Raw genomic sequence first — 18,368 nt, forward strand, 5'->3', positions numbered from 1 at the left:
GAGGCGAGAGAAACCGGAGCTGAGGTGCGTATAATTCTGCCAGACATCGGAGCTCGAAGACGCATGCCGCAGACTAAAGATGATTTACCCGACGCGCTGTACAGCGCAGCGCAAGTACGAGGGCTCGATGCGGGCCTGATTGCGGCCGGCACCCCGGGCTTCGAACTGATGCAGCGGGCGGCGCGTGCAACCTGGCGTGCGCTGGTCCGTCATTGGCCGGCTGCAAACGAACTGAGTGTGGTGGCGGGTCATGGCAACAACGCCGGTGACGGCTATTTGATAGCGGTTCTGGCCAGGCGTGCCGGCTGGCACGTGCGAGTCCTGGCAGCGGGTGATCCTCAGCGATTGCAGGGCGATGCAGGCTTGGCCCACGCGGAGGCCATCGCCGAAGGCGTTGCCGTTCAAGCCTGGAGCGCGCAGTCCGAATTGCGCGGTGTGGTGGTGGACGCCTTGCTCGGCACTGGCCTGACGGGAGAAGTGCGAGAACCCTATGCCAGCGTCATTGCCGTGATCAATGCCAGCGGATTGCCAGTTGCGGCCGTGGATATCCCTTCGGGTCTTTGCGCTGATACGGGACGCAGGCTTGGCGTGGCCGTCCGGGCTGATCTGACCGTGAGCTTCATCGGCTTGAAATTGGGTCTGTTCACTGGCGAAGCGGCGGACGTGGTCGGCGAGTTGGTCTTCAATGATCTGCAGGCCTCCCCCGAGTCATTTAATGGCGTCGATATCAGTGCGCGTCGCCTGACGGCCGGCAACGTGCCGCGTCTGGCCGGCCGCGCTGCCACTTCCCATAAAGGCACGTTCGGTCACGTGCTGTTGATCGGCGGTGATCGAGGTGTTGGCGGCGCGATCCTGCTGAGTGCGCAAACCGCGTTGCGCAGCGGTGCGGGCATGGTTTCCATCGCGACGCGCAGTGAACACGTTCCCGCCGCGCTGGCCAGGATTCCCGAAGCCATGGTGTTGGGCACTTCGTCGGCCAATCAGCTGATGGGGCTGCTGCAGAAGGTTTCCGTGCTGGTGGTGGGTCCAGGACTGGGGCAGGCTGCATGGGGGCGAAGCCTGTTATCAGTGGCCGCCAATGCACCGCTGCCGCAAGTCTGGGACGCCGATGCCTTGAATCTCCTGGCTGAAGAGCACGTGAGCTTGCCCAAGGACTGTGTGATCACGCCGCATCCCGGCGAAGCGGCGCGTTTGCTCGGGCTGAGCACCGCCGACGTTCAGGCCGATCGTCCTGCTGCCGCTCATGCCTTGAGCGAAAAATATGCAGCTGTAGTGATTCTCAAAGGCGCAGGCAGCCTGATCGCCAGCCCCGATGGGCGCCTGGCGGTTTGTCATCAGGGCCATCCGGCGATGGCCACTGCAGGATTGGGCGACGTGTTGGCCGGTCTGGTCGGCGCGCTGCGGGCCCAGGGCATGGAGGCGTTCGATGCCGCCTGCCTGGCTGTGTGGCTGCACGCCAATGCCGGCGCGCAAGAGGGTAAATCGGGCCGTGGGCTGGCGGCCAGTGATCTGATACCAGCCATTCGTCAGTTGTTGGAGGAGCAAGCACCGTGTCTGAAGTAACCCTGTACCTGGCCGATGAACAGGCCATGACCGACTTTGGCGCGCGTATCGCCAAGACTACTCAGGGCCATGGCCTGATCTTTCTTGAAGGCGATCTCGGTGCGGGGAAAACCACGCTGTCCCGAGGCATCATCCGGGGGCTGGGGCATGTGGGTGCGGTAAAAAGTCCGACCTTTACCCTGGTCGAGCCGTACGAGATCGGCGATGTCCGGGCCTTCCATTTTGACCTGTATCGGCTGGTCGATCCGGAAGAGTTGGAGTACCTCGGCATTCGCGACTACTTCGAAGACGATGCGTTGTGCCTGATCGAATGGCCCCGCAAGGGCGCAGGCTTTTTGCCAAAGCCCGACCTGACCATTACCATTAGCCCGCAAGACAGCGGACGTTCGCTGAAAATTTTGTCCCAGGGCTCGCGTGGCGAGTCGTGGTGTGCCGCTTTGGCATTGGAATCCAATTAAATGATGGGGTCAGGTATGCGCTTTCGCGCGATGGTAGCTGCCGTAGGATTGTTGTTTTTGGCGGTGACCGTCGATGCTGTGGCCGAGACGAAAGTCAACAGCGTTCGCCTGTGGCGGGCGCCGGACAACACTCGATTGGTGTTCGACCTGACGGGGCCTGTCCAGCACAGCGTGTTTACCCTGACTGCACCGGATCGACTGGTGATCGACATCAATGGCGCGAGCCTCGGGGCGCCATTGAGCGTCAATAGCGCGAACAGCCCGATCACCGCCATGCGCTCGGCCCAACGCACGCCGACCGATCTGCGGGTGGTCATCGACCTGAAAAAAGCCGTCACGCCGAAAAGTTTCACCCTGGCGCCGAACGCCCAGTACGGTAATCGACTGGTGGTCGACCTGTTCGACAACCCCGCCGACGCCGCGCCGATCCCGCCGCCGACCAACGTCGCGACAGTGGCCCCGGTGCCGGTCACTCCGGTCGAGCCGCCAGTCAAATTGCCGCCAGCGCCGGCCGGCAAGCGCGACATCATCGTGGTCATCGATGCCGGCCACGGCGGCGAAGACCCGGGCGCTTCGGGTTCTCGCGGTCAGCGCGAAAAAGACGTGGTGCTGGCCATCGCGCGCGAACTGCAGCGCCAGGTCAACGGCATGAAAGGTTTCCGTGCCGAACTGACCCGTACCGGCGACTACTTCATTCCGCTGCGCGGGCGTACGGAAATCGCCCGCAAGAAGGGCGCCGACCTGTTCGTCTCGATCCACGCCGATGCCGCACCTTCGACCGCGGCCTTCGGTGCGTCGGTATTCGCCCTGTCCGACCGCGGCGCCACGTCCGAGACGGCCCGCTGGTTGGCTGACAGTGAAAACCGTTCCGACTTGATCGGCGGTGCCGGCAACGTCAGCCTCGACGACAAGGACCGCATGCTCGCAGGCGTATTGCTCGATCTGTCGATGACCGCTTCCCTGACGTCCAGCCTGAACGTCGGCCAGAAGGTCCTGAGCAATATCGGCCGGGTCACCCCGCTGCACAAGCAACGGGTGGAGCAGGCCGGGTTCATGGTGCTGAAGTCGCCGGACATTCCGTCGATCCTGGTGGAAACCGGGTTCATCTCCAATGCCAACGAAGCCTCGAAACTGGCGGCCGCCAGCCACCAGCAAGCGCTGGCCCGTTCGATCAGCAGCGGCGTGCGCCAGTTCTTCCAGCAAAACCCACCACCAGGCACTTACATCGCCTGGCTGCGTGATTCCGGCGGGATCGCACAAGGTCCGCGAGACCATCGGGTGAACCCTGGCGAGACGCTGGCGATGATTGCCGTGCGATATCAGGTATCTGCGGCCACGCTGCGCAGCGCTAACAATCTGAAAAGCGACGACTTGAAAGCCGGTCAGCATCTGACCATTCCCGGCACCGAGCTGGCGGCCAAAGAATGAATCAAGTGGTCATCAACGGCGCTCGCATCGAGCTGCTCAGCCCGCGACTGGCGAACCAGATCGCCGCCGGTGAAGTGGTCGAGCGTCCGGCTTCGGTGATCAAGGAGCTGTTGGAAAACAGCCTCGACTCCGGAGCCAGACGCATTGACGTCGATGTCGAGCTGGGCGGCGTCAAGCTGCTGCGGGTGCGCGACGATGGCAGCGGCATTTCCGCCGATGACCTGCCGCTGGCCCTGGCCCGTCACGCCACCAGCAAGATCCGCAACCTGGAAGACCTTGAGCAGGTCATGAGCCTCGGGTTTCGTGGTGAGGCCCTGGCATCGATCAGTTCCGTGGCGCGGCTGACCCTGACGTCCCGTACCAAAGATGCGGATCAGGCCTGGCAGGTTGAGACCGAAGGGCGGGACATGGCGCCGCGGGTACAGCCGGCCGCTCATCCGGTCGGTACCTCGGTGGAAGTTCGCGACCTGTTCTTCAACACCCCGGCACGCCGCAAATTCCTCAAGACCGAAAAAACCGAATTCGATCACCTGCAAGAGGTGATCAAGCGCCTGGCATTGGCACGTTTCGATGTGGCGTTCCATCTGCGTCACAATGGCAAGACCATTCTCAGCCTGCACGAGGCCCACGATGATGCGGCCCGTGCCCGGCGCGTCGCGGCAATCTGCGGCCCGGGGTTCCTGGAGCAGGCGCTGCCGATCGAAATCGAGCGCAATGGCCTGCATCTTTGGGGCTGGGTTGGCTTGCCGACCTTCAATCGCAGCCAGGCGGACTTGCAGTATTTCTTTGTAAATGGCCGTGCGGTGCGCGACAAGCTGGTGGCTCATGCCGTACGCCAGGCGTATCGCGATGTGTTGTTCAACGGCCGTCACCCGACTTTCGTGCTGTTTTTCGAAGTCGATCCGGCGGGCGTCGACGTCAACGTGCACCCGACCAAACACGAAGTACGCTTCCGTGACGGGCGCATGGTTCACGATTTTCTCTACGGCACCTTGCACCGAGCCTTGGGCGATGTGCGTCCGGAAGATCATCTGGCCGCACCTGTGGCAACGGCGATCATTCGCCCGACCGGCATCGACGCTGGTGAATTCGGCCCTCAGGGTGAAATGCGTCTGGCAGCCAATGCGCTGCTCGAGCAGCCTCAGGCACAACCGTCGTTCAGCACGCCGGCCGGGACGGGCGCTGGTGCCGGTTATCAATACCAGTACACGCCGCGACCTCAGTCGGGCGTGCCTGCGGCTGAAGCCCAGGCAGCGTACCGTGAGTTTTTTGCACCGCTGCCGGAAGCCAACGCCGTCGCGCTTCCAGCCGGGCAGGACGATATTCCGCCGCTGGGTTATGCACTGGCGCAGCTCAAAGGCATCTACATCCTTTCGGAAAACGCCCAGGGCCTGGTGCTGGTGGATATGCATGCCGCGCACGAGCGGATCATGTACGAACGTCTTAAAGTCGCCATGGCCAGCGAAGGCCTGAGCGGTCAGCCGTTGCTGGTGCCGGAGTCATTGGCGGTAAGCCAGCGTGAAGCCGATTGCGCCGAAGAAAACGTAGCCTGGTTCCAGCGGCTGGGCTTCGAATTGCAGCGCCTGGGCCCGGAAACCCTGGCCATCCGGCAGATTCCGGCCCTGCTCAAACAGGCAGAAGCCAACCGACTGGTCAGTGACGTGTTGGCGGACCTTATGGAATACGGCACCAGCGACCGCATTCAGGCGCACCTGAACGAACTGCTCGGCACCATGGCCTGCCACGGTGCGATTCGTGCGAATCGGCGTCTGGCCCTGCCGGAAATGAACGGCCTGCTGCGGGACATGGAAAACACCGAACGCAGTGGTCAATGTAACCATGGCCGACCGACCTGGACCCAACTGGGCCTGGACGATCTGGACAAACTGTTCTTGCGCGGTCGTTGATGAACCAGCTCCCTCCTGCGATTTTCCTGATGGGGCCGACCGCCGCCGGCAAGACCGACCTGGCGATCGAACTCACCAAAGTCCTGCCCTGCGAGCTGATCAGTGTCGATTCGGCGCTGGTCTACCGGGGCATGGACATCGGCACCGCCAAGCCTTCGAAAGAGCTCCTGGCCGAATTTCCGCACCGCCTGATCGATATTCTCGACCCGGCAGACAGCTATTCGGCTGCAGATTTCCGGCGTGACGCCCTCGAAGCCATGGCCGACATCACCGCGCGCGGAAAAATTCCGCTGCTGGTGGGTGGCACAATGCTCTATTACAAGGCTTTGCTTGAAGGTCTGGCAGACATGCCGGCAGCCGATCCCGACGTCCGCGCGCAGATCGAAGAAGAAGCTGCACGCCTTGGCTGGCAAGCCCTGCACGATCAATTGGCGGTGATTGACCCGGAATCTGCGGCACGTATTCATCCGAACGATCCTCAGCGACTCAGTCGAGCGCTGGAAGTTTATCGGGTAAGTGGTCAGAGCATGACTGCGCTGCGCCACAGACAATCTGCGCAAAGTACTGAAGCAGCCGCTTCTGGACTGCAACAATTGCCCTATACTGTCGCGAACTTGGCCATTGCTCCGGCAAATCGTCAGGTATTGCACGAGCGAATTAAACAAAGATTCACGTTAATGTTGGAACAGGGGTTCATTGACGAGGTCGTAGCCCTGCGTAAGCGAAGTGACCTGCATGCCGGGTTGCCGTCTATACGTGCAGTAGGCTACCGACAAGTCTGGGACTACCTGGATGGCAAGCTGACGCAAGCCGAGATGCAGGAGCGTGGAATCATTGCCACGCGCCAGTTGGCAAAGCGCCAGTTCACCTGGCTGCGCAGCTGGGCTGATTTACACTGGTTGGACAGCCTGGATTGCGACAATCTGCCGCGCGCCTTGAAATACCTGGGGACCATCTCCATATTGAGCTGAGTCCTTGCAATTGCCGTCTATCCTTGGGGGTGTGACGGCCACAAGCCATTTGTTTACCTATTTTTTTATATTGAATCCTTAAAGGAGTGCGGCACATGTCAAAAGGGCATTCGCTACAAGACCCTTACTTGAATACTTTACGTAAAGAGAAAGTGGGGGTCTCCATCTACCTGGTCAACGGGATCAAACTGCAAGGCACGATCGAGTCTTTCGACCAGTTCGTTATCCTGCTGAAAAACACCGTCAGCCAGATGGTCTACAAACACGCTATCTCTACAGTGGTGCCGGTACGTCCAATTCGTCTGCCTAGCGCAACCGAATCCGACCAGGATGAAGCTGGTCCTGCGCCTGGTAACGCCTAATAGGAGTCTCCTTTGTTCTTTGAGCGCCACGGTGGTGGTGAGCGAGTAATCCTCGTTCACTTGGATGGACAGGACCCTGAGGCGCGCGAAGATCCGCAGGAGTTTCAGGAATTGGCTAATTCGGCCGGCGCCGAGACCGTTGCGTTTTTTAACGTGCCGCGTCATCGGCCAACCGCCAAATTCCTGATCGGCAGCGGCAAGGTCGAGGAACTGCGCGACCTGGTCCATGCCGAAAAGGCAGACCTGGTGATCTTCAATCACATCCTCACGCCCAGTCAGGAACGTAACCTCGAACGTGTTTTCGAGTGTCGCGTGATCGACCGCACCGGTCTGATTCTCGATATTTTTGCCCAGCGCGCCCGTACCCATGAAGGCAAGCTCCAGGTCGAACTGGCCCAGCTTGACCACATGAGCACCCGGCTGGTTCGTGGCTGGACTCACCTTGAGCGTCAAGGTGGCGGTATCGGCATGCGTGGCCCGGGTGAAACCCAACTGGAAACCGACCGCCGTTTGCTGCGGGTTCGCCTGCGACAGATCAAAGGCCGGCTGGAAAAAGTGCGCAGCCAGCGCGAACAGTCGCGACGTGGCCGTACGCGTGCGGATATCCCTACCGTGTCCCTGGTGGGGTATACCAACGCCGGTAAATCCACGCTCTTCAATAATGTGACGAAATCCGACGTGTATGCGGCAGACCAGTTGTTTGCCACGCTGGACCCGACCTTGCGCCGTCTGGAACTGGACGATCTGGGGCCGATTGTCCTGGCCGACACCGTGGGTTTCATTCGTCACTTGCCCCACAAGCTGGTCGAGGCATTTCGGTCTACCCTCGAAGAGTCGAGCAACTCCGACCTGCTGTTGCACGTGATCGATGCGGCCGAACCGGATCGCATGTTGCAGATCGAGCAGGTGATGGTGGTGCTGGGCGAGATTGGTGCCCAGGACTTGCCGATCCTCGAGGTCTATAACAAACTCGATTTGCTTGAAGGCGTTGATCCGCAAATCCAGCGCGACGAAAACGGCAAGCCCCTGCGGGTCTGGCTGTCGGCGCGTGATGGCAGTGGTCTGGAATTGCTTGAACAAGCCATTGCCGAGTTGCTGGGCAGTGAGTTGTTTATCGGTACCTTGCGCTTGCCGCAACGATTCGCTCGACTGCGTGCGCAGTTTTTCGAACTCGGAGCGGTGCAGAAAGAAGAACACGACGAAGAAGGTGTCAGCTTGCTGGCCGTTCGATTGCCGCGCTCGGAGCTCAATCGGCTGGTCAGCCGTGAAGGCGTTGTGCCGACAGAGTTCATCGAGCAACACACTTTGCAATAAAAGCCTGAGAAAGCGGTTGTGCCGCAGTCGCAGGCATTCTGTAGCATTGGTCGGCGCGCCGTGGGTGCGTCTTTGCTTTATCAGATGGAGAGCGCTATGGCTTGGAATGAGCCGGGTGGCAACTCGAATAATCAGGATCCTTGGGGTGGCAAGCGCCGCAATAACGGCGACCGCAAGGGACCACCGGATCTCGACGAGGCCTTCCGAAAGCTGCAGGAAAGCCTGAACGGGTTGTTCGGTGGTGGTAAGAAACGCGGTGATGACGGCGGTGGTTCGGGCAGGAGTGGCGGCTTCGGCGGCATTCTTGGCATCGGCCTTGTCGTGCTGGCGGCCGTTTGGCTGTACAGCGCGGTCTACGTAGTCGACGAGCAGGAGCAAGCCGTGGTGCTGCGCTTCGGCAAGTACTATGAAACCGTCGGCCCGGGCCTGAACATCTATTTCCCGCCGCTTGATCGCAAGTACCTGGAAAACGTCACGCGTGAGCGTGCCTATACCAAGCAGGGTCAAATGCTGACTGAAGACGAGAATATCGTCGAAGTGCCGCTGACCGTGCAGTACAAGATCAGCAATCTGCAGGACTTCGTACTGAGCGTCGACCAGCCGGAAATCAGCCTGCAGCACGCGACAGAAAGTGCCTTGCGCCATGTGGTGGGTTCCACCGCGATGGATCAGGTGCTGACCGAAGGTCGTGAATTGATGGCCAGCGAAATCAAGGAGCGTCTGCAACGCTTCATGGATACCTATCGCACCGGTATCACCGTCACTCAGGTCAACGTACAGAGCGCAGCGGCACCGCGTGAAGTGCAGGAAGCCTTCGATGACGTGATCCGCGCCCGTGAAGACGAGCAGCGTTCGCGCAACCAGGCTGAAACCTATGCCAACGGCGTCGTGCCGGAAGCCCGTGGTCAGGCCCAGCGCATCATCGAAGACGCCAATGGTTACCGTGACGAAACCGTCTCGCGCGCCAAGGGTGAGGCCGACCGCTTCACCAAACTGGTCGCCGAGTACCGCAAGGCACCCGAAGTTACCCGCGAGCGTCTGTATCTGGACACCATGCAGGAAGTCTTCAGCAATACCAGCAAGGTGCTCGTGACCGGCAACAAGAATGGCCAGAGCAATCTGCTGTACTTGCCGCTGGACAAGATGGTCGAAAGTGGTCGTAACACCAGTGCTCCAGTGACTGGCGCGGCAGCCACCAGCAATGAAGCGAATGCACGTGCGGCAGCCGATCTGCAGCAACAGCAAGCACGTACCAGGGAGAGTCGCTGATGAGCAATAAATCGCTGATCACCCTAATAGTGGTCGTCGTCGTGGCGATCGCTGCCTGGAACTGCTTCTACATCGTGGCTCAGACCGAGCGTGCGGTGCTCCTGCAATTTGGTCGTGTGGTCCAGACCGATGTGCAGCCTGGCTTGCATGTGAAAGTGCCTTACGTTAACCAGGTGCGCAAATTCGACGCACGCCTGATGACGCTGGATGCACCGACACAGCGCTTCCTGACGCTGGAAAAGAAAGCCGTCATGGTCGACGCCTACGCCAAGTGGCGCGTGAAAGATGCCGAGCGCTTCTACACCGCGACTTCCGGCCTCAAGCAGATTGCCGACGAGCGTCTTTCCCGTCGTCTGGAATCGGGCCTGCGTGACCAGTTCGGTAAGCGCACGCTGCACGAAGTGGTTTCCGGTGAGCGCGATGCGCTGATGACCGATATCACGGCTTCACTGAACAAGATGGCGGAAAAAGAGCTGGGCATCGAAGTGGTCGATGTTCGGGTCAAGGCCATCGATCTGCCGAAAGAAGTGAACCGCAGCGTGTTCGAGCGCATGAGTTCCGAGCGTGAGCGTGAAGCTCGCGAGCACCGCGCCAAGGGTAACGAGCTGGCAGAAGGCATTCGTGCCGATGCCGATCGTCAACGCCGCGTGCTGCTGGCTGAAGCCTATCGTGAATCCGAAGAGGTTCGCGGTGACGGTGATGCCCAGGCAGCTGCGATCTACTCCAAGGCCTACGGCCAGGATCAGGAGTTCTATGGTTTCTACCGTAGCCTGCGTGCCTACCGTGAAAGCTTCGCGAACAAATCCGACGTCATGGTCCTGGACCCAAGCAGCGACTTCTTCCGTTACCTGGAAAAAGCCAAGCCTTGATACCACGTTGACCTGAATCATCCCCCGCCTGGCGGCTAAAGCCTCGGGCGGGGTGATCCTTTGGGAAAACGTGTGTATGATGCGGCAGCCGGGAAATTCCCGGCTTTTTTGCGTCTGCATGTTTGATTGTTGTTTTTTTGCAGGCTCGACAGGTTTTTCGAGGAAAGTGATTGGCGAAGCCGATGTCAGGCTTTTCGCCACGTTGTTCATGCGCGTGGTTTGTGCACATGGCCGATCATTTTCTGCTTCACTCAAGGCTCGCCCAAAGGCTTGCCGCCCGGATCACAGGGGAAGGCGTAATGGCAACGGTAGACCGCTGGCTGCTGCCAGATGGCATCGAAGAAGTACTGCCACCAGAAGCGGCGCGCATCGAAGTAGCGCGTCGCCAGGTGTTGGATCTGTTCCAGAGCTGGGGTTACGAGTTTGTCGTGACTCCCCATATCGAGTACCTGGAATCCCTGCTGACCGGCGCGGGCCAGGACCTCGATCTGCGTACCTTCAAGGTCATCGACCCGCAATCGGGCCGGCAGATGGGCTTCCGTGCCGATATCACGCCGCAAGTGGCGCGCATCGATGCGCACACCCTGCGTCGCGAAGGCCCGAGTCGTCTGTGCTATGCCGGTAGCGTACTGCACGCTCAGCCGCGCGCATTATCGTCTTCGCGCAGCCCGATTCAGCTGGGCGCCGAGTTGTATGGCGATGCCAGCCCGAGCAGCGACGTGGAAGTCATCAGCCTGATGCTGGCCATGCTGCAACTGGCCGATGTGCCGGATGTACACATGGACCTTGGCCATGTCGGCATCTATCGCGGTCTGGCCCGCGCTGCCGGTTTGTCCGGTGAGGTCGAGCAACAGTTGTTCGATGCATTGCAACGCAAGGCCATCGACGAGGTCATTACCTTGACCGAAGGCTTGCCTGCCGATCTGTCAGGCATGCTGCGAGCGTTGGTCGACCTGTGTGGCGGTCGTGAAGTATTGAGCGCTGCCCGCGAGCGTCTGGCGAATGCGCCGGCCCCGGTGCTGGCTGCCCTGGACGATCTGCTGGCGATTGCCGAGCGACTGTCCACGCGTTTCCCGGAGCTGCCGCTGTACTTCGACCTGGGCGAGTTGCGCGGTTACCACTACCACACCGGTGTGGTGTTCGCGGTGTTCGTGCCGGGTGTCGGCCAGTCCATTGCCCAAGGCGGTCGTTACGACGACATCGGCGCCGATTTCGGTCGTGCTCGTCCGGCAACCGGTTTCTCTACCGATTTGAAAACCCTGGTGACCCTGGGGCGTGCTGATATCGAGTTACCGTCTGGCGGTATCTGGATGCCGGACAGTACGGATGCGGCACTCTGGCAGCAGGTTTGCCAGTTGCGCAGTGAGGGTCAGCGTGTCGTTCAGGCATTGCCTGGGCAACCATTGGCCGCCGCCCGTGAAGCGGACTGCGACCGGCAATTGATTCAGCAGAACGGGCTTTGGCAAGTATCGCCACTGGCTTCTTGAGTTTTCCCGCCGGCTGCGGCCGGCACCAAGTTTGCGCGAATGAGGACAAGTGTTATGGGTAAGAATGTCGTAGTCCTGGGCACCCAATGGGGTGATGAGGGCAAAGGCAAGATCGTTGATCTGCTGACCGAACATGCTGCCGCCGTAGTGCGCTACCAGGGTGGCCACAACGCGGGTCACACCCTGGTGATCGACGGCGAAAAAACCGTCTTGCACCTGATCCCGTCGGGCGTGCTGCGTGAAGGCGTGCAGTGCCTGATCGGCAACGGCGTGGTGGTTGCACCCGACGCCCTGCTGCGGGAAATCATCAAGCTGGAAGAGAAAGGCGTACCGGTGCGCGAGCGTCTGCGTATCAGCCCGTCCTGCCCGCTGATCCTGTCCTATCACGTAGCGCTGGACCAGGCCCGTGAAAAGGCCCGTGGCGAGCTGAAGATCGGTACGACCGGTCGCGGCATCGGCCCGGCGTACGAAGACAAAGTTGCGCGTCGTGGCCTGCGTGTTGGCGACCTGCTCAACATGCCGCGCTTTGAAGACAAGCTGCGTGAACTGGTGGATTACCACAACTTCATGCTGGTTGGTTACTACAAAGAGCCAGCCATCGAATTCGACAAGACCCTGGCCGAATGCAAAGCATACGCTGAGCTGCTCAAGCCGCTGATGCTGGACGTGACGGCCGAGCTGCACGACCTGCGTCGCGCAGGCAAAGACATCATGTTTGAAGGCGCCCAAGGTTCGTTGCTGGACATCGACCACGGTACCTACCCGTACGTGACAAGCTCTAACACCACCGCTGGCGGCGTTGCTACCGGTTCGGGTGTTGGCCCGATGTTCCTGGACTACATCCTGGGCATCACCAAGGCTTACACCACGCGTGTAGGTTCGGGTCCATTCCCGACTGAACTGTTCGACGAAGTCGGTGCGCACCTGGCCAAACAAGGTCACGAGTTCGGCGCGACGACCGGCCGTGCCCGTCGTTGTGGCTGGTTCGACGCTGTTATCCTGCGTCGTGCTATCGATGTGAACAGCATCTCGGGCATCTGCCTGACCAAGCTGGACGTACTCGACGGTCTGGAAACCATCAACATCTGCGTCGGCTACAAAGATGCAGAAGGTAAGGATGTTGCCCCGACTGATGCTGACAGCTACGTGGGTCTGCAGCCTGTGTACGAAGAAGTGCCGGGCTGGACCGAGTCGACCGTGGGTGCCAAATCCCTGGAAGAGCTGCCAGCCAACGCACGTGCCTACATCAAGCGCGTTGAAGAGCTGATCGGTGCGCCGATCGACATTATTTCGACGGGCCCGGACCGCAACGAAACCATCGTTCTGCGTCATCCGTTCGCTTAATAAGTCGTTGATGTAAAACACAAAGGGTCCTTGATTGGGCCCTTTGTCGTTTGTGCCTGTGAGACGGCATGACCTTTGCTGTGATTATTCTTTCTGGCGTGCCATCAATTTAATGGCGTCAATGCAGAGGGATTTCCTGTGTCGGCCGTTCTCTCACTGTTACAAAGCCGTCTATTGCGGCCTGTGTTCGTTACCCTTGGTATCGCCCTTCTGGTGCAGGTGCTGGTGGCTGTCGCCCTGACGCGGAGCACGGTGACCGCGCTGGAGGCCGACCTGGCCATGCGCCTGGGTGCCGACAGTCAAAAACTCTCCGGCGAACTGGAACAGGCAGGGCGTGAAGTCACGTCGAGCCTCGATAGCCTCTCGACCAACACTCGTCAGCGCCTTACGGCCGGCTTGTCCTCGCGCTTGAAGGACGAGCAGGTACAACTGCGTGCGACGCTGGAGAAGGATCTGAAGGATTCCGCCAATGATATGGCGCAGCTTCTGGCCTCGGTCGCCCCTCGCGCCATGTGGGACAGCGACGTTCCGACCCTGTCCGAGTTCGCCCGCCGCGCCCAGCGCAATCCCAACGTGCTGTTCGTGGTCTACGACGATGCTACGGGGCAGCACCTGACGCGCTACCTCAACCGGGAAAACCCGATCAACAAGGCCCTGCTGGAAAAAGGCCAGGGTGAGCGCGCGCTGGACAAGGTGCTGGACGCGGCGAAGAACGATCCGTCGGTCTACTACCTCGAAGCCTCGATCAACCCCAATGGCGTGGAAATCGGCAAGGTGTTGATGGGCGTCTCGACTGCATCGGTGGAGGCCGACGTGGCGGCGCTGGACAAGCGTTTCCTGGCATTGATCGCCAGCAGCGATGAGCTGGTGGGCGATAGCCTCAAAGGTGCGGCGGCTGACAGCGCCACGGCGATGCGCGCGCGGCTGCAGTCGGCGCAGTCCACTGCGTCCGAGATGAAATCCAACACCACCGCCACTGTGCAGGAAGCGGCGACGACGTTGCGCTGGCGCATCGGCATGGGCCTGGCGGTCGTAGGTTTCGCTGTGCTGTTGCTGCTCGCGGTGGTGCTGGGCCGGCGAGTGGTCAACCGCTTGAAAATGCTCATTGCCGCCATGGACGACCTGGCCGCAGGGGAGGGTGACCTGACCAAGCGCGTGCAGATCAACAGCAAGGACGAAATCGGCGACATGGCCTCGGCGGTCAATCGCTTTGTGGATAAGTTGCAGCCAATCGTGCGTGAGGCGGGCGATGTGGCCCAGCGCACCGGCGTGGAAATCGGCGCCATGACGTTGCGCAATGCCGGTGCTGATGCGGCGGCGGGCATGCAGCGTGATGAAGTGGCCGAGAGCTTGCGGGCCTTGTCGCAGATGGCGGATGACGCTCAGTCTGAAAGCCATGCCATGCAGGCGGCCTTGCAGCAGGTGGTGGACATTCGATCGGCCACCGATGAAAACACCCGGACTTCGGCGAAGGTCGGCAGCCTGATCGAGGCACTGGCCGGGCAGGTCGATACCGGTTCGAAAGTCATCGAGCGCCTGGCGCAGCAGAGTGAACAGATTGAAGTGGTGCTGACGGTGATTCACGGGATCGCCGAGCAGACCAACCTGCTGGCACTGAACGCAGCCATCGAAGCGGCCCGGGCTGGCGAGACCGGCCGAGGGTTTGCGGTGGTGGCTGACGAAGTGCGGGCGTTGGCCAGCAAGACCCAGAGTTCCACGGGCGACATCCAGGCGCATATCGTCGCGCTGCAGGAGGGCGCGCGTGAGGCGGTGGCTGCGATCGGTCAGGCCGGGCGCCAGGCCAGCGAAGGTTTACTGGTGTTGCGTGACAGTGCGCGGTTGCAGCAGTCGGTGCAGGCATCGGTCGAGCAGGTGCATGCGGCGATCGGTCTGGCAACTCAGGCGGCGGCGCATCAGGCGCAAGGGGCGCAAGCGGTGCGTGGGCGGGTCGAGATCATTCATGCGCAAGCCGAGAAGGCGGCTCAGGCGGTGGTGGAAACCACGGCCAGTGGCAAGGTGCTGGATGGGTTGGCGGCGCAGTTGAAGGCGAGCCTGGGGCAGTTCAGGGCGTAATCTGTTGTCAGGGCTGGCCCCTTCGCGAGCAGGCTCGCTCCCACCTTGGATTTGAGGTGTTCACAAATTTGTGTCCACCCACAAACACTGTGGGAGCGAGCCTGCTCGCGAAGGCAATGTCAGCGGCTCAGATACATCCGCGTCGTGAGCAAATAAACCGGCAACCCCGACACCACTATCAACAACGCCGCATAAGGCGCCGCCGCCGCAAACTCCACGTTCGCGGTATGCGCCCAAACCTCCGTCGCCAAGGTGTTCAGTCCGGTCGGACTCAGCAACAGCGTCGCCGTGAGTTCCTTCATCGCATCCAGGAACACCAGCGCAAAAGCCGCGCCCAGCGCCGGGAAGATGATCGGTAGGGTCACTCGGCAAAATGCACTGAAGGACGAAGCCCCCAGCGTGCGTGCAGCCTCTTCCAGTTGCGGTGCCGCCTTGTTCAGTGCCGTGCGAATCGGCGCCTGCGCCAGCGGCAGAAACAGCAACGCATAAGCAATCAGCAGCAACGCCGAAGTCTGGTACAGCACCGGCACGTAGTGCAGGGCGAAATACACCAGCGTCAACGCAATCACCAGACCTGGCAGTGCATGCAGCAGATACGGCAAGCGCTCGGCCCAGATCGCCAGTCGGCCTTTATGGCGCACCACCAGCAATCCCACCGGCACCGCCAGCACCAGGCACAGCGCAGCGCCACCCAGCGACAGCGCCAGCGAGGACAGCAGCGCTTCGCTGATCGCCGCCACCGGGAAGGCCGCCGACGAACCTACTGCCAGCCAGTACGCAAGCATCCCCAGCGGAACACCGCTGCCGATGATCGCCAGTGCCAGGCAGTAAACCTGTCCGGCGACTGTCCACGGTCCCAGACGAACCTGCTCCGCACACCGCGCTGCGCCCTGGCCGGTGCGCACGTGCCGACCTTTGCCACGTACTCGCAGCTCAAGCCATAACAACACCAGGCAGAGCGCCAGCAGCACCGCCGACAGCATCGCTGCGTTGGCGTTGCTGAATTCCAGTTCGAACTGCTGATAGATCGCGGTGGTGAAGGTTTGCAGGCCTATGATCGACAGGGCGCCGAATTCCACCAGCATGTGCAGGGCGATCAGCAGCGAGCCGGCCAGCAATGACGGCCAGAGCAACGGCAGGGTGATTCTGAAAAACACGCCCCAGCGGTTCTGCCCGAGGGTCCGTGCGGACTCCTCAAGGGACGGATCAAGATTGCGCAGGGTCGCCGCGACAGGCAGAAAGATCAGCGGATACTTCGACAGGGTCATCACCAGGATCGCCCCGCCCAAGCCTTCGAAATGCGCGCTCAGGGACACCCAGGTAAAACTGCTGACGAACGCCGGCACCGCGAACGGCAGGCACAGGATCACCCCCCACAAGCGCCGCCCCGGCAGATTGCTGCGTTCCAGCAGCCAGGCCAGCGACAGGCCGATCACGCCGCAGGCCAGCGTGACACCGACCATCAGTGCCAAGGTGTTGCGCAGCAGTCCGAACACATAGGGCCGCCACAGCAGGTGCAACGCCTCGGCCCATCCGGCCTGCCAGGTCTTGAGCCCAACGTAGGCCAGCGGCAGCAGGCTGAGCATGACCAGCAGCAAGACCGGCAGCAACAGCCAGATCGACGGCCGCTTGCGCCGTGGTACATAACCCCCGAGCAAGGCCGGGGCGGGTAACGATGCGCTCATCAGTTCAAGCCAACGTCACGTTCCAGGTCCAGGGCTTCTTCGGCATTGCCCAGGTCGGCAGGGGTGACTTTCGGCGCCTGCAATTCGCTGAACGGCTTGAGCCCGCGATCCGATTCCATGCCTTTGTGCAGCGGGTATTCGGCGGTGGTCTGGGTGATCACGCGCTGGCCTTCTTCGCTGGCCATGAAGGCGAGGAATTGCTGGGCTTCTTTTGGGTGCTTGCTGGATTTCAACACGGCTGCGCTGGAAACCGTGATCAACCCACCGACGTCGCCACCGGTGAAATAGTGCAGTTTCGAATCGAGCTGACCTTTTTCACGCTGCAAGGCGAACCAGTAGTAGTTGTTCACCAGAACGGTAGCGACTTCGCCGTTTTCCACAGCTTTCAGCGCAACCATGTTGTTGCTGTAGGTTTTGCCGAACGCACGCAAACCGGTCAGCCATTCTTCGGCCGCATCCATGCCATGCACCTTGATGATTGCCACGGCCTGCTCCTGGAAGGCGCCGCTGGTAGGCACGAAGCCGACCTTGCCTTGCCATTTTGGATCGGAGAATTCCATCACCGACTTGGGCAGGTCTTTTTCATCGATCAGCTTCGGATTGAAGGCGACCACGCGAACGCGCGCGGTAATGCCGATCCAGGTGCCATTGCCGGCGACGTAGTCTTTGGGCAGAACGGCGAGGGTGGTGGCGTCTGTCTGTGCCAGCAGGCCTTGTTCGCCGAGTTTGTTCAGCGGTGGTGATTCTTCGGTGTAGATCACGTCGGCAGGGGAGCGATCGCCTTCCTCGACAACCTGGCTGGCGAGCTGGTTGCTGCTGCCCTTGCGCACATTGACGTGAATGCCGGTCTTGGCTTCGAACGCTTTGGCGATGGCGTCGCCGACTTCCTTGTGTTGCCCGTTATAGAGGGTCAGGGAAACTGGATCGGCGGCCTGGGTGAGGGGGGTAGCGAGTGCCAGGCCAAGCAGGGTAAGGGCCAGGCCGCGGCGCAGGGTATTTCGAAACATCATTCGCAGGGTTCCTCACTGTCGCATTGCAAAATCTTGCAACAATGATAAACGATATTGTTTCTCAAGTGCGCTTGCGGGATGGACATTACTTCTGTAGGGGCAAGCTTGCTCGCGATGGGCGTGAACGATAACGCTGTAAACCTGATACCCCGCGGCGCTCTCAGGTTTTTCGCGAGCAAGCTCGCTCCTACAGGGGGGGCGTGTCGTTTTCGAATGGCAGAAACGCAAAAACCCGCTTTCGCGGGTTTCTGTGAAATTCAAGGTACTGACCTTGAATTTGAATTGGTGCCCAGAAGAAGACTCGAACTTCCACGACCTTGCGGTCACCAGCACCTGAAGCTGGCGTGTCTACCAATTTCACCATCTGGGCATTCATCGCAAGCGTTGCCGCTGTTGATGTGGCGCACTATACGGAGAGCTTTTTGATCTGTAAACCCCTGATTTGATTTTGATAAATCAAAAGTCTCAAATGCAAAAAACCCGCTTTCGCGGGTTTTTGTGCGAGCCTTGAAATTGATCTAATCTCAAGCTCGAAATTGGTGCCCAGAAGAAGACTCGAACTTCCACGACCTTGCGGTCACCAGCACCTGAAGCTGGCGTGTCTACCAATTTCACCATCTGGGCAGTA

14 protein-coding genes and 2 tRNA genes are annotated in these 18,368 nt (G+C 60.5%); 12 read left to right on the forward strand and 4 right to left on the reverse strand.

What is annotated here, in order from left to right; all coding sequences use genetic code 11:
- Window positions 1-63: 63 nt before the first annotated feature.
- The 12 genes from ACA041_RS02400 (at window position 64) to ACA041_RS02455 (ending at window position 15,045) form a co-directional block, all read left to right on the forward strand.
- The gene (locus ACA041_RS02400) at window positions 64-1,563 is read left to right on the forward strand and encodes an NAD(P)H-hydrate dehydratase (protein WP_497439722.1); all 1,500 of its coding nucleotides are present in this window, start codon (window positions 64-66) and stop codon (window positions 1,561-1,563) included.
- Window positions 1,551-2,021: a tRNA (adenosine(37)-N6)-threonylcarbamoyltransferase complex ATPase subunit type 1 TsaE gene (gene tsaE / locus ACA041_RS02405; protein WP_497439723.1), complete on the forward strand. Its 471-nt coding sequence runs from the start codon at window positions 1,551-1,553 to the stop codon at window positions 2,019-2,021. The genes ACA041_RS02400 and tsaE overlap by 13 nt, the downstream gene beginning before the upstream one ends.
- Window positions 2,022-3,449: an N-acetylmuramoyl-L-alanine amidase gene (locus ACA041_RS02410; RefSeq protein WP_497439724.1), complete on the forward strand. Its 1,428-nt coding sequence runs from the start codon at window positions 2,022-2,024 to the stop codon at window positions 3,447-3,449.
- Window positions 3,446-5,356 (forward strand): DNA mismatch repair endonuclease MutL, encoded by a 1,911-nt coding sequence (mutL, locus tag ACA041_RS02415; RefSeq protein WP_497439725.1) that lies wholly within the window; start codon window positions 3,446-3,448, stop codon window positions 5,354-5,356. The genes ACA041_RS02410 and mutL overlap by 4 nt, the downstream gene beginning before the upstream one ends.
- The gene (miaA, locus tag ACA041_RS02420) at window positions 5,356-6,327 is read left to right on the forward strand and encodes a tRNA (adenosine(37)-N6)-dimethylallyltransferase MiaA (RefSeq protein WP_497439726.1); all 972 of its coding nucleotides are present in this window, start codon (window positions 5,356-5,358) and stop codon (window positions 6,325-6,327) included. The genes mutL and miaA overlap by 1 nt, the downstream gene beginning before the upstream one ends.
- 95 nt (window positions 6,328-6,422) lie before the next feature.
- Window positions 6,423-6,689, forward strand: coding sequence for an RNA chaperone Hfq (gene hfq, locus ACA041_RS02425; RefSeq protein WP_497439727.1), 267 nt, complete (start codon window positions 6,423-6,425; stop codon window positions 6,687-6,689).
- A gap of 12 nt (window positions 6,690-6,701) precedes the next feature.
- Window positions 6,702-8,003: a ribosome rescue GTPase HflX gene (gene hflX / locus ACA041_RS02430; protein WP_497439728.1), complete on the forward strand. Its 1,302-nt coding sequence runs from the start codon at window positions 6,702-6,704 to the stop codon at window positions 8,001-8,003.
- 96 nt (window positions 8,004-8,099) lie between these two features.
- Entirely contained in the window at window positions 8,100-9,272 is a 1,173-nt protein-coding gene (gene hflK / locus ACA041_RS02435; RefSeq protein WP_497439729.1) for an FtsH protease activity modulator HflK, read from the forward strand.
- The gene (gene hflC, locus ACA041_RS02440) at window positions 9,272-10,141 is read left to right on the forward strand and encodes a protease modulator HflC (RefSeq protein ID WP_497439730.1); all 870 of its coding nucleotides are present in this window, start codon (window positions 9,272-9,274) and stop codon (window positions 10,139-10,141) included. Before hflK ends, hflC begins: the two co-directional genes overlap by 1 nt.
- Before the next feature lie 299 nt (window positions 10,142-10,440).
- The gene (locus ACA041_RS02445; protein WP_497439731.1) at window positions 10,441-11,628 is read left to right on the forward strand and encodes an ATP phosphoribosyltransferase regulatory subunit; all 1,188 of its coding nucleotides are present in this window, start codon (window positions 10,441-10,443) and stop codon (window positions 11,626-11,628) included.
- 54 nt (window positions 11,629-11,682) lie between these two features.
- On the forward strand, window positions 11,683-12,972 hold the full coding sequence (locus tag ACA041_RS02450; protein WP_497439732.1) for an adenylosuccinate synthase: 1,290 nt from the start codon (window positions 11,683-11,685) through the stop codon (window positions 12,970-12,972).
- A gap of 138 nt (window positions 12,973-13,110) precedes the next feature.
- Window positions 13,111-15,045, forward strand: coding sequence for a methyl-accepting chemotaxis protein (locus ACA041_RS02455; RefSeq protein ID WP_497439733.1), 1,935 nt, complete (start codon window positions 13,111-13,113; stop codon window positions 15,043-15,045).
- Window positions 15,046-15,164: 119 nt separating this feature from the next.
- Here ACA041_RS02455 and ACA041_RS02460 read toward each other — a convergent pair whose 3' ends face one another.
- From ACA041_RS02460 to ACA041_RS02475, 4 genes are all read right to left on the reverse strand, one after another.
- Window positions 15,165-16,730, reverse strand: coding sequence for an ABC transporter permease (locus ACA041_RS02460; RefSeq protein ID WP_497439734.1), 1,566 nt, complete (start codon window positions 16,728-16,730; stop codon window positions 15,165-15,167).
- A complete protein-coding gene (locus tag ACA041_RS02465) occupies window positions 16,730-17,740 on the reverse strand; it encodes an iron ABC transporter substrate-binding protein (RefSeq protein ID WP_497439735.1) in 1,011 nt (336 codons plus the stop codon). The genes ACA041_RS02460 and ACA041_RS02465 overlap by 1 nt, the downstream gene beginning before the upstream one ends.
- A 283-nt stretch (window positions 17,741-18,023) precedes the next feature.
- Window positions 18,024-18,110, reverse strand: a tRNA-Leu gene (locus ACA041_RS02470).
- A 167-nt stretch (window positions 18,111-18,277) separates the two neighbouring features.
- Window positions 18,278-18,364 (reverse strand) — tRNA-Leu (locus ACA041_RS02475).
- Window positions 18,365-18,368: the final 4 nt, after the last annotated feature.

The organism is Pseudomonas sp. LBUM1676 (genome assembly GCF_059695605.1).

What these genes read in the sequence shown, in the direction of transcription:
- ACA041_RS02450 (WP_497439732.1), top strand. Translation starts at nt 11,683, where the DNA reads ATGGGTAAGAATGTCGTAGTCCTGGGCACCCAATGGGGTGATGAGGGC.
- ACA041_RS02410 (WP_497439724.1), top strand. Translation starts at nt 2,022, where the DNA reads ATGATGGGGTCAGGTATGCGCTTTCGCGCGATGGTAGCTGCCGTAGGA.
- hflC (WP_497439730.1), top strand. Translation starts at nt 9,272, where the DNA reads ATGAGCAATAAATCGCTGATCACCCTAATAGTGGTCGTCGTCGTGGCG.
- mutL (WP_497439725.1), top strand. Translation starts at nt 3,446, where the DNA reads ATGAATCAAGTGGTCATCAACGGCGCTCGCATCGAGCTGCTCAGCCCG.
- ACA041_RS02445 (WP_497439731.1), top strand. Translation starts at nt 10,441, where the DNA reads ATGGCAACGGTAGACCGCTGGCTGCTGCCAGATGGCATCGAAGAAGTA.
- ACA041_RS02400 (WP_497439722.1), top strand. Translation starts at nt 64, where the DNA reads ATGCCGCAGACTAAAGATGATTTACCCGACGCGCTGTACAGCGCAGCG.
- ACA041_RS02460 (WP_497439734.1), bottom strand. Translation starts at nt 16,730, where the DNA reads ATGAGCGCATCGTTACCCGCCCCGGCCTTGCTCGGGGGTTATGTACCA.
- hflK (WP_497439729.1), top strand. Translation starts at nt 8,100, where the DNA reads ATGGCTTGGAATGAGCCGGGTGGCAACTCGAATAATCAGGATCCTTGG.
- ACA041_RS02465 (WP_497439735.1), bottom strand. Translation starts at nt 17,740, where the DNA reads ATGATGTTTCGAAATACCCTGCGCCGCGGCCTGGCCCTTACCCTGCTT.
- miaA (WP_497439726.1), top strand. Translation starts at nt 5,356, where the DNA reads ATGAACCAGCTCCCTCCTGCGATTTTCCTGATGGGGCCGACCGCCGCC.
- hfq (WP_497439727.1), top strand. Translation starts at nt 6,423, where the DNA reads ATGTCAAAAGGGCATTCGCTACAAGACCCTTACTTGAATACTTTACGT.